The organism is Deltaproteobacteria bacterium, from assembly GCA_003194485.1.
GTDB lineage: Bacteria > Desulfobacterota > Dissulfuribacteria > Dissulfuribacterales > UBA3076 > UBA3076.
Window position 1 is genome coordinate 52,693 of sequence record PQXD01000001.1, and the last position, 887, is coordinate 53,579.

An 887-nucleotide genomic window follows, 5' to 3' on the forward strand; every position below is an offset into this window, starting at 1 on the left:
CTATTGTAATTGACTCATGGGAGGTTGTGGGTATCGAAGGTTTGACCACTGCAGGGTTTTATGGGCCGCTTGGCAGTGGCAGCCATGAAACCCATAAAGATTTCGTGGCCAATCCCATAAATGCGGTCGTCGTTTTGCAGGATCCTTACAAAGAAAACAATCCCGATTCCAAGACCCTGGTTATCCTGACCAACAGCCCTGCAAGTAAACCGTTAAAGGTCTATGACGGGTATGATCCCCGCAGCGAAATTGAAAACTCCCTGTTTCGGGAAGCAAAGCAGGCGTGGTTCATCCAGAGGCCTCCACAAAATACCAAGGCTGCTTTTAGAGCCCATGCGTATCTAACCATCTTGACCATGGCCCTGACCACTGCCTATCAAGGCTGGATGGATCAACAGGATAAATTGGAACAGAACGGCCAAGATACCGGAATTCGTAAATTCCGGGAAAAGGTCAAGGAAGAAAACGGCAACAAGCTTATAATCTTTGACCAGGACCGCTACGCCATCTTTGATGCCTATGAGGTTTTCATTCTCTGCGGTCGTAATGTTCTTATGCCAACCGGAGTTCCTGAAAGGATCACCAAAGAAGATATATTACAAAAGTACAGTGTTCAGCTGGAATGATTTTATTCCTGAACTTTACTGCTCTTTCCTGAAATTCTCCCTCCACCTTTTTTGAGTACTGCTGTTGTCAGAGACAATCTGCCAGCCTCGTTGTTCGAATTTTATACCCCATAAATAATCTGCGCTGTTGCCGTCTCAATCCTGGCTATGGTGGTATTTTTACCCATAGCTTGAGAAAAGACGATCACAGCTTGCCTCTGAAGGCTCAAAAGAGCCTCCTGTGCTGCGTCACAAAATTCGCCTGCGCTTATATGAAATATC

General features: G+C 46.0%; 1 protein-coding gene. It reads left to right on the forward strand.

Going from position 1 to position 887, the window contains the following annotated elements; all coding sequences use genetic code 11:
- The first annotated feature begins 26 nt into the window (after positions 1-26).
- Positions 27-626, forward strand: a complete 600-nt coding sequence (locus C4B57_00270) for a hypothetical protein (GenBank protein ID PXF55927.1) — start codon at positions 27-29, stop codon at positions 624-626.
- Positions 627-887: the final 261 nt, after the last annotated feature.